We start from the raw sequence: 7,807 nt of genomic DNA on the forward strand, positions 1-7,807 counted from the left end.
CTTGGCCGGGGCGGTCGCCGTCCTTAATCGCCTGACCGACTGCATGCCGACTGGCGCGGGCGTTTTGTTCAGAGCGGATGCGTTTTGCCCAATCAGGAGCGGAGTTGGTGGCGGTGCTAACGGATGCGCCCTCACTCATCGCGGCGGTTGGTGCGCCGCCGGTGGCCGTCCAAGCTTTATTGCGGCCAGTATTGGCACTTTGTTTAAGCGAACCTGCCGCACGGCCAGCAGCAGAACGCGCGCCTTGTGTGGCGGCTCCGCCAGTAGCACGAGCAACACCGCCCATGCCCGCCGCGGCCCCTGCCATCCCTGAAGCACCAGATGTAGCGCGGCCCAATTGGAATGCAGTCGACGCCGCCGAACCCAGCGCCGTTCCGGCCCGGATGGCGGCAAGCCCACCACCGGCCACCATTCCTGCACCGGCCATGGCTGCGCCACCGGCAAGCATCGCCGCCCCTGCGGCAGCACCCGCTGTGCCAAGCGCTGCGCCCGCGCCGAGTTGCGGTGCGCCGGACACAAGCCCCGAGGCAATGCCGGGGCCGAAAATACCAAGACCGAGCAAAGCCAGCGCACCCAATACCTGCGACATGGCGGCGGCAAGATCGGGTTCCTGGCCCTGAAGGCCGGTCGTGAAAGTGGAAAACAGCGTCGAGCCAATGCCCGCAATGACGGCCAGCACCATCACCTTGATGCCCGAGGAAATCACATTGCCGAGTACACGCTCGGCCAGGAACGATGTCTTGTTCCACAGCGCAAACGGCACCAGCACGAAGCCGGCGAGCGTCGTCAGCTTGAATTCCAGCACGGTGATAAAGAGCTGGATCGCCAGAATGAAAAACGCGATGAGGACCAGGAACCAGGCGACAAGCAACACGAAGACCGTCAGCGCGTTGCCAAAAATTTCCGGAAAGCCGACGAGATTGCTCACCTGTTCGAGCAGCGGATAGGCGGCTTCATAGCCGGTGGCGGCAATCTTGCCGGGTTTGAGCAGGTCATCGGCAGTCATGCCGCCGGGCGCGGCCTGAATGCCGAGGCCGGAGAACGAGCGATAGATGATGTCGGCGAGGTTCTGGAAGTTGTTCAGAATGTAGGCGAAGACGCCGACATAGAGCACCTTCTTCAAAAGCCGCCCGATGATATTGTCTTCGCCGCCCAAAGCCCAGAACAGGCCCGCCAGCGTGATATCGATGCTGATTAGGATAGAAGTCAGGAAGGCGACATCACCCGACAGCAGCCCGAAGCCAGAATCGATATACTGGCTGAAGGTCTCCATGAAAGTGTCGATGATGCCGAGGTCATTCATGACGCCATCCCCTGATCGTCAGTTGCCGGAATAGGCGCTGCCGGAGCCCAGGAAACGCTTGGTCGTCTCGCGCGCGGCCTCTTCGGCTTGCGCTTTGCGGGCGGCGTCCTCGGCTTGCGAGCGGTAATGCGTGGCCATCAGCGTCTGGATCTGCATTTGCTGCTTGGTGCTGAGCGCGATGAGCTGGTTGGCGGCCTGCTGCGCCTGCAATGCGCCGACGGCACCCTGGCTCTGACCCACCAGATCGGTGAGCAGCCCCTGATCGGCCTGCACATTCTCGACGATCTGGGATTGCACACGCATGGTCTGGCGAAAGGCGCTCATGGCGTTCTGCCAGCGCTCGCGGGCGGCGGTCGCCATGTCGTTCACACCGATAGAGGCATAGTAGCTATCAGGATATTGCTGCCGCCATTGGCCCTCGAGTTGCGTCAGGTCGAAGCTGAGCCCCTTAGCCTGCATCATCAGCCCGTCAATGCGATTGAGTGCGCCCTGCATCTGACCGAGCGAGGAGAAATCCAGCCGCTGAAGGTTCTTCGCCATGTTCTGCAACATGGTCGCCTGGTTCTGGAGCTGCTGAATCTGGTTGTTGATCTGCTCCAGCGCGCGGGCGGCCTGAAGAACATTCTGGCCGTAGTTCGTGGCATCGAAGACCGGCCAGGCGGCATGAGCCGTCTGCGGCATGGTGATGGTCAAGGGTACAGCAAGTGAAGCGGCGATGAGCGCAGCAAGGGAGGTGCGTTTCATGATGGTTCTCCATGTCGAGGAAATTGCGTGATGAGGTCAGCGGCCCAATCGAGACCGCACGTGGAAAGGAACCGGGCAGCGAAATCGCCCGGCCCGTGTTCGGCCAGGATGGCGTTGATGAGGGTTTGCGCTTCCGTGTCGGATGCGCCGCACAGCGCCAGGGCGATGGGGCCGAGGCCCAGCTCGAACAGTCGGTTGCCGCGTCGCGATTGCAGGTAATAATGGCGCTTGGGCGTGGCGCGGGCGATCAGTTCGATCTGGCGTTCATTGATGCCAAAGCGTTCATAGGCGGCGCGCGCCTGCGGCTCGACCGCCCGGTCATTGGGCAGAAAGATGCGTTGCGGGCAGCTCTCGATGATGGCCGGGGCGATGGAGCTATCGGCGATGTCAGGCAGCTATCGGTGGCGTAGCGGTAGAAGGTCTGGAGCGCCAGACCATGCAGCACGGCGATGAAGGCGATGTCCGGGTCGCCCGCCAGCGCGTCGCGCAAGGCCAGCGTCCGGTGCGCGGTGAGTTCCAGGACCAGCCGGTCGGATAGCGGCTTGATACCGTCTTCCTCCTCCTCGGCGGGGTGTCCATTGCCGGAAAGCGCCGTGCCCGGATCGACCTGCCGCGTTTCACCATCGGCACCGACATGGACGATTTCGATAGGGTCGCGGACGAAGGCGTCGGCTGCTTCGCCATCAGCCTCATTCTGCGCCTCGTCCTCGGGCCGGACATAGCCGCGTTCGGCCTTGAGTCGACCGTCGCCGTCGATGCTGACGAACGCGCCCGCGCGAGCGATTTCGGCGGGATCGTAGATGACGGGCCGATCTTCGAAATCGTCGAGTTCGGTCTCGATCTCGCCAAGCCGCCGGTCGACCTCCTCGGGAAGCTCCTCGTCGGTATCCGAATAGCGTTCTTCAATCTCCGCCATTTCGTCGCGCAGGGCTTCGCGCTGTGCGTGCTCCTCATCCGACAGCGGCTGCATTTCGCCCATGAGGCGACGCAAACCGCCAGTATGCCCATAGGGAAATTCCTGGGCGATCTGGATCCAGCGCCAGCCTTCCGCCTTGATCGTCTCAGCTTCACTGGTCAGCTTCGCGGCGACCAGGCGTTCCAGCAGCGCCACGTCCTGCAACCAGCCCTCGTCATTCTGCGAAAACAAATCGCGCAGCACGACACCGCCCTCGGCTTCATAGGCATTGAGGCCGACGAAACGAACCCGCTTGTCCGATGCCCGAACAGCGTCTTCCGTCAGCAGCTTGCGGATATAGTATGGTTCCTGGTTGTAGCCGCGCTGCACGGCCTCCCACACTTGCTCCTGCCGCTCATGGTTGGCCGCGATGCTGAAGGCCATGAGCTGATCGAGCGTCATCGCGTCGGCGGCATAGATTTCCAGCAGCTTGGGCGACACACTGGCGAGCTTCAGCCGTTGCTTGACGATCTGCGGCGTGACGAAAAAGCGCGCGGCGATGTCCGCCTCGCCGAGACCCTGATCTTTCAGGGACTGGAACGCGCGGAACTGGTCGAGCGGATGGAGCGCCTGCCGCTGGACATTCTCGGCGAGGCTGTCCTCTTCGAGAATGCCGTCTTCGCGGACGACGCAGGGGATGGGCGTGGTTTTGTTGAGGCGCTTCTGCTTGACCAGCAGTTCCAGCGCCCGGTAACGGCGCCCGCCAGCCTGTACCTCATATTGGTCCGTGGGCTGACCGTCTTCGCCAAGCACGGGCCGCACGCTCAGGCTCTGCAACAGCGTGCGCCGGGCGATGTCTTCCGCCAGTTCCTCAATCGATACGCCCGCCTGTACGCGGCGGACGTTGCGGTTTGAGAGCACCAGCTTGTTGAAGGGAATGTCCCGGGACTGGGACAGGGTGATTTTCTGCGGGGTTGCCATGTCGGTTTCTCCAGAACGGGCGGAGAAAGCCTTCTTTCCCCTTCCAACCCGTTCATGAAAAACCCGAACTTCCCTCTCACTTTCAGGCCGCTGCCTGGTTCAGGTCGAGATTGTAAACCGCCGCCCCCGCCGCCGCGTAGGACCGCGCCACCACGATCAGCGGGGCGTAGGAAAAGGCGTGCCGAGGTTCCGGATCGGGGTTTCTTCCGACCGCGATCATCGGACCGCTGATGGCGAGCTTCACTACCCGGCCGAACTCGACGCAGCGACTATCGATCACCGGCAGCCCGGCGGCAATGGCCTGGGCCTTGACCGCTTCGACGTCATAACCAGAGAGGCTTCCGTTCAGATAGTGCAGCGAAAAGCCGCCGCGGCCGACCGTCAGATGACCGCCCGGTGTGGCGGGCACCCTGGCGATATCGGCGCTGTAATCACGATTGGATGTATCGGCGGGCGGCGGAAACAGCGCGGTCATGGCCGCTCTCCCGCCTGCTGCCTCATTTTTGGATGTTCTTGCCGCCATTCGGCGGGCCGGTCGAATGTGCCGTCCCAGATGCCACGCGCCAGGAATTTCGCCATGCCTTCCTGGCTGGTGTAATTATAGAGGCGGTTGGCATCGCGCTCAGTGATGGCCCAGCCCTCATTGGCGACCCAGGCCGAAAGATTGTCGCTGCCCGCGTAGCAGATCGAGATGAAGCGGCCATAGGCATCGCGGGTATTGCCCTGCCAGACGTCGCAATTGACCGTGCGGCTTTCAAGGAATTTGGCGAGCGCGGCGGCAGCCTCTCTGCCGCAGAGCCATGCGGCACCGTCGCGGCGATGGCAGATCTGGTCGATCTCCATGGCATCGACGCCATAGAGGCGGTGCCTTTTTCCATCGATCTCGATCGTATCTGCATCGATGACGCGGGCCGGGCCTTTGTGCTCACTATCGAGCGCGGGCCAGAAGGACACCACAGCGAAAAACAGAATGCCGATGACGGCACTGCCTCTGACAAGTTGAAACATGGGAAGTCTCCTTTTCGGGTTGCCGACCGACCGACCCTCTCTCTGGCTGTCAGCCCTTCACCCGCCCGAGACGTCCCTTTTTCTCCGGGTCCAGCAGCCGTCGGTAGCCGTCCCGCACCATGGACCTCGCGCCAGAGAGCAGGCGCTGGATGCGGGTACGCAGAAAACCGGCCTCCCAATCCTCCCGGATCGCCCGATCCCCGAACAGCACCGCCGCGATGTCACGCTGGCTGGCCCCGGTAGCCGCCCCGTCAAAGGCGCGGAGCATCTCCACCCAGCGGCGGGCGCGGCGTTCGGGTGGGTAAAGGGATTTGAGCAATCGTCCGCTGCGCGCCAGGCGGCACAGGCGCTGTAGGGTCAGCGGCTTGATCTCGAAATCCTTGAGGCCGCAAAGCGTGCAACTCAGCAGTGCCGGACCGGTGAGCGCATCGCCCTCTGTCACCGCGAGTTGCAGATGCCGCGCGCCGTCGCTGAATAAAAGATGCTGGCCGTCATCGCCGCGTACGACGGCGCGGAACAAAGGGCATTGGCGACAATCGAAGGCGTTGCCTGTGTCGATATGCGGTTTGGCTTCTACCTGCAAGACCAGCGGATTGCATTCCGGTAGCCAGAAGAACACTGCCTCGCCATCGATCCGGCAACAACGCACGCCCCATCGGGAAAGGCGACAATCCTGATCGCAAAGGATGTGTCCGGATTCATCGGGCGGGCTGCATCGGGCTTCCCGCAGGTCGGCGAGGAACGCCGGGTTCCGGCGCAGCCACTCGCCCGCCCAGCAATGTCGGTCGCAGCTAAGTAACGGATTATAGTGGGCGGGTTCGCGCCAATCAGCGCCCGAAGCGTTTCCCTCCAGAAAACGCGACCCACTTAAAGAATTACTTATGCCCGGTTCGGGTTTTTCCTCAGACATGACAGCACGCCTCCTTGCCGTGATTATCATCAGCAGACGGAAGAATGTTTGTTGGCCTTGGTGTGGTTTCCGTCCGCTCTATCGATAATCATCGATAGGAAACAGCAGGGGCGCTTTTGCGAAAGGTTTACAGCTTTTGAAATTGCGCCACGAAATATTCAAATAATTTTAAGTAAATCAGACAGTTGTTATCAGATATTTCCTCAAAATGGCCGTATTCGCGCCATGATTGCACAAGTAGACTTCGATCCTGGAGGACAGGTTGCCTGTCATATTATGAGCGTCCTGCCGGTATGCCCACAACACGGTGATGGCCGCCGCGGTCGAACTTGTGTTGGGCACCCGGAAATCGATCACCGAAATCGCGCTGGATCTCGGCTTCGGGAATTTCGGCAATTTTTCAACGGCGTTCAAAAGACATACCGGCATGAGCCCGGAAGCATTCCGAAGGCGGAATGGGTGATAATCTGCTCTATGAGACCGCGCAGTGTAGGCGCAAGGCACTATTGCCGAGGAATCCGTAGTTGAGGAAACGTCGGCGCACATAAAGGATATAAAAGGCTTCGTCCATTTGTGGGATTTTTGGTCCGATATTTCACGGGACACTTTTCGTAGACGGACCAAAGCATGGGCGACGGACAGAAAATCGACGGCAGACAGCAATGTCCTGACGAGTGCGGGGACGCCCTGCCCGTCATGCCGTATTTGGCATCGCGTTCGGTTCGGCACACCATTCGTCGAACGCAGCTTCGGCAGATCGTGCCGCTGGCCGATACGACGATCCATGAGATGGAACAGCGGGGCGAATGGCACCACGTCAGACCTTGCAATTTCAGACCCTCGATTATATATTCCGATATATCGGAAGATTTAAACAGGAGGCCTACATGCCCGCTGTCGCGGAAATGCTGAAGGCGACCGAGGCCGCTGTCGTCTCGCGCGTGAGCCTGCGCGATATCAATCGCGTCATCGATGAGCGCATCCTGCCAGATGCCTTCGTGTCGCTCGACAACGGGCGGCATGTTCTCGCTGGCGCATGCTCCTTCATCACCTTCTACTTTGAGAGCGCCAAGCGCCTCACCTCGGAAGAACGGCTGTTCGCCATCAAGACCGCTGGCCCTCGGCTGACGCGCTCCCGTGCGCTCGCCTGGGCGGCACTGCTGCGCGAAGACTGGATCGTCCGCGACGAGTTCCTGACCATCGATCTGTTGCCCTTCGTGAAGGGCACGAGCGAGCGGTTGGACGATCTGGCTGCAGCGCGCGAAATCGTCTGGACCTCCGACGATATTCTCGGCGGTACTCCGGTCATTCGTGGCACTCGCGTTCCCGTCTACGATGTTTCCGCGGCCGTCGTGGCCGGTCGCCCGATCCAGCGTATCCTTGACGCCTGGCCAAGCCTCGACGCCGAGAAGGTTCGCCTTGCCGCGATCTACGCGGAAGCCAACCCGCTCCGCGGCCGACCACGCGTCTCCGGAGACCTCCCGGAAGGCGCGACCATCGTCACCGACCGCCGCGTACCTCGCCGTAGGAAGGCGGGATGAAGTTTCTAATCGACGAATGTCTCAGCCCAGAGCTTGCGAAGATCGCAATCGACAAAGACCACGGCGAAACCAGCCATATCGTTTGGCTGGGGCTCGCTGGGTATAAAGACTGGGAGTTGACGCCGATCATCCTGGACGGCGACTGGACCTTCGTCACCAAGAACTCGGTCGACTTCCGGGGGCCAAGGGACAAGCCCGGAACGAAGGGGCAGTATGCCGATGTCGCGATCCATGCTGGCCTGATCTGCCTCAACGGCCCGCCCGGCATGGATCTCGATATGCAGATCGAACTCTTCGAACAGGCTCTGGTCGAACTCGACGCCGACCCTGATCTGGTGAACCAGGTGCTCGAAATCACGCTCGACGACGATGATGATTTGCGCGTGCTCCGCTACGCGCTTCCTGCCGAAGAAAGCTGAGGTGGC

Annotated in this window: 7 protein-coding genes and 3 pseudogenes; 3 read left to right on the forward strand and 7 right to left on the reverse strand. The window is 61.4% G+C overall.

Annotation, left to right across the window (positions count from 1 at the left end):
* The 7 genes and pseudogenes from trbL to VMR39_RS15505 form a co-directional block, all read right to left on the reverse strand.
* On the reverse strand, positions 1–1,303 hold a 1,303-nt coding region (gene trbL / locus VMR39_RS15475), incomplete at its 3' end, for a P-type conjugative transfer protein TrbL (protein WP_325416845.1).
* 18 nt (positions 1,304–1,321) lie between these two features.
* Positions 1,322–2,047 carry a P-type conjugative transfer protein TrbJ gene (trbJ, locus tag VMR39_RS15480; protein ID WP_325416846.1) on the reverse strand — a complete coding sequence of 242 codons (726 nt, stop codon included), beginning with the start codon at positions 2,045–2,047 and terminating at the stop codon, positions 1,322–1,324.
* Positions 2,044–2,442 (reverse strand): annotated as a pseudogene (locus VMR39_RS15485) (conjugal transfer protein TrbE); the annotation flags it as partial. The pseudogene VMR39_RS15485 and the gene trbJ, both read right to left, overlap by 4 nt.
* Positions 2,443–3,611: 1,169 nt before the next feature.
* Positions 3,612–3,923: pseudogene (locus tag VMR39_RS15490) on the reverse strand (ParB/Srx family N-terminal domain-containing protein); the annotation flags it as partial.
* Between the two features lie 82 nt (positions 3,924–4,005).
* The gene (locus VMR39_RS15495) at positions 4,006–4,398 is read right to left on the reverse strand and encodes a hypothetical protein (protein ID WP_325416847.1); all 393 of its coding nucleotides are present in this window, start codon (positions 4,396–4,398) and stop codon (positions 4,006–4,008) included.
* The gene (locus VMR39_RS15500; protein ID WP_325416848.1) at positions 4,395–4,931 is read right to left on the reverse strand and encodes a thermonuclease family protein; all 537 of its coding nucleotides are present in this window, start codon (positions 4,929–4,931) and stop codon (positions 4,395–4,397) included. The genes VMR39_RS15495 and VMR39_RS15500 overlap by 4 nt, the downstream gene beginning before the upstream one ends.
* Positions 4,932–4,980: 49 nt before the next feature.
* Positions 4,981–5,841, reverse strand: a complete 861-nt coding sequence (locus VMR39_RS15505; protein ID WP_325416849.1) for a DUF2285 domain-containing protein — start codon at positions 5,839–5,841, stop codon at positions 4,981–4,983.
* A 301-nt stretch (positions 5,842–6,142) separates the two neighbouring features.
* Here VMR39_RS15505 and VMR39_RS15510 point away from each other — a divergent pair.
* The 3 genes and pseudogenes from VMR39_RS15510 to VMR39_RS15520 form a co-directional block, all read left to right on the forward strand.
* Positions 6,143–6,304: pseudogene (locus tag VMR39_RS15510) on the forward strand (helix-turn-helix domain-containing protein); the annotation flags it as partial.
* A 424-nt stretch (positions 6,305–6,728) separates the two neighbouring features.
* Complete coding sequence (locus VMR39_RS15515; RefSeq protein ID WP_325416850.1) at positions 6,729–7,382, forward strand: DUF433 domain-containing protein; 654 nt, start codon at positions 6,729–6,731, stop codon at positions 7,380–7,382.
* Positions 7,379–7,801: a DUF5615 family PIN-like protein gene (locus VMR39_RS15520; RefSeq protein WP_325416851.1), complete on the forward strand. Its 423-nt coding sequence runs from the start codon at positions 7,379–7,381 to the stop codon at positions 7,799–7,801. Before VMR39_RS15515 ends, VMR39_RS15520 begins: the two co-directional genes overlap by 4 nt.
* Positions 7,802–7,807: the final 6 nt, after the last annotated feature.

The sequence above is a fragment of the Sphingobium sp. genome (assembly GCF_035511395.1).
Classification (GTDB): domain Bacteria; phylum Pseudomonadota; class Alphaproteobacteria; order Sphingomonadales; family Sphingomonadaceae; genus Sphingobium.

Bases quoted from the DNA above. Each gene is read 5' to 3' on its own strand.
- trbJ (WP_325416846.1), bottom strand. From the start codon at position 2,047: ATGAAACGCACCTCCCTTGCTGCGCTCATCGCCGCTTCACTTGCTGTA.
- VMR39_RS15495 (WP_325416847.1), bottom strand. From the start codon at position 4,398: ATGACCGCGCTGTTTCCGCCGCCCGCCGATACATCCAATCGTGATTAC.
- VMR39_RS15500 (WP_325416848.1), bottom strand. From the start codon at position 4,931: ATGTTTCAACTTGTCAGAGGCAGTGCCGTCATCGGCATTCTGTTTTTC.
- VMR39_RS15505 (WP_325416849.1), bottom strand. From the start codon at position 5,841: ATGTCTGAGGAAAAACCCGAACCGGGCATAAGTAATTCTTTAAGTGGG.
- VMR39_RS15515 (WP_325416850.1), top strand. From the start codon at position 6,729: ATGCCCGCTGTCGCGGAAATGCTGAAGGCGACCGAGGCCGCTGTCGTC.
- VMR39_RS15520 (WP_325416851.1), top strand. From the start codon at position 7,379: ATGAAGTTTCTAATCGACGAATGTCTCAGCCCAGAGCTTGCGAAGATC.